This is a genomic window from Microcoleus sp. F10-B2, assembly GCF_036704965.1.
Taxonomy (GTDB): Bacteria; Cyanobacteriota; Cyanobacteriia; order Cyanobacteriales; family Microcoleaceae; genus Microcoleus.
The window spans coordinates 1-1,175 of sequence record NZ_JAUBTB010000235.1; the positions used below are offsets into that span (position 1 = coordinate 1).

At 41.5% G+C, this 1,175-nt stretch carries 2 protein-coding genes and 1 pseudogene; all 3 read left to right on the top strand.

Annotation, left to right across the window (positions count from 1 at the left end; genetic code table 11):
* Positions 1-628, top strand: a 628-nt coding sequence (locus tag QUA99_RS32885; RefSeq protein WP_333245860.1) for an ISAs1 family transposase, incomplete at its 5' end; no start/stop codon positions are given.
* A 13-nt stretch (positions 629-641) separates the two neighbouring features.
* Positions 642-926 (top strand): annotated as a pseudogene (locus QUA99_RS32890) (hypothetical protein); the annotation flags it as partial.
* Positions 927-972: 46 nt separating this feature from the next.
* Positions 973-1,175, top strand: a 203-nt coding sequence (locus QUA99_RS32895; RefSeq protein WP_333460537.1) for a hypothetical protein, incomplete at its 3' end; no start/stop codon positions are given.

Sequence of the window (1,175 nt, forward strand, 5' to 3'; positions counted from 1 at the left end):
TATCCTAAGCCGTGCATCAACAATGAATTTAATTGAAGCAATTAAATCAGTACCTGACCACCGACATCCGAGGGGGATTAGGCATCCCTTATGGCTGATACTCATGATAATTTTATTGGGCTGTTGTACGGGATATTGGGGATATAAGCCCTTAGCTGAATTTACGAAAAATCATCGCTCAAGTCTGATAAAACTCTTTAACCTCCCACCAGATATTCGTTTTCCATGCGACTCAACTTTTAGAAACATCATTCTCTCATTAGATTTTGAGGTAATTGCCGTCCTTTTTAATATATGGGCAGGGCAGACATTACCGAGCCAGCCAGGAGAATTGATGGCAATTGATGGTAAAAGTATCAAAAGCACAAGTGTTGGGGGTAATAGTTCTTACCAAAATTTTGTGAGCCTGGTTTCTGTGTACAGTCACAATCGCGGGTGGGTAGTCCGACATAAAGTCATGGAAAATCAGCAGCGAAGTGAAATCGAAGCTGTGCAGGAACTCCTGCAAGAACTTGCGGGTTCTCAAGTAGTAATTACTGCTGATGCACTGCACACTCAAAAAAAAACTATTCAGTTAATTATTGATGGAGGTAATGACTACATAATTACTCTCAAAAAAAATCAATAAGCGTCTGTTTAAAATGGCTCAGAAATTGGTCGAATCTGTGGGTGCGAGCGATTCAGCTCAAACCTCAGAACGCTGGCATGGCCGCACCACAACTCGCTCTACTACAATTGATCCCGTATCTACTCAGTTATTACCAGCGTGGGCTGGTGTCAAACATATAATTGCTATCAAAAGAACCGGCAGTAGGTGGGAAGGCAAAAAAAGTCGTCGTCGGTTAGTTGATTTCCATGAAACGCATTATTATTTAAGTAGTAAGGATTGGTCGGCAAGCCAATTTGCGTCGGCAATTCGAGGACATTGGTTAATAGAGAATCGGCTGCATTGGGTTAAAGATGTGACGTTAAATGAGGATAACTGCATCCATTTCCGGTGGCAATGCACCTGCGAACTGGGCAATGGTCAGACAATTTTTACTATCTCTAGCTCGGATGCTCGGTACAAATACACTTCCTGAAGCTTTAAGATTTATGGCCAATCAACTTGAATATGTTAGCGAATTACTTTTCGGTTTATCTCATCAAGATAAACCAATTAAATCTGGCGCGTG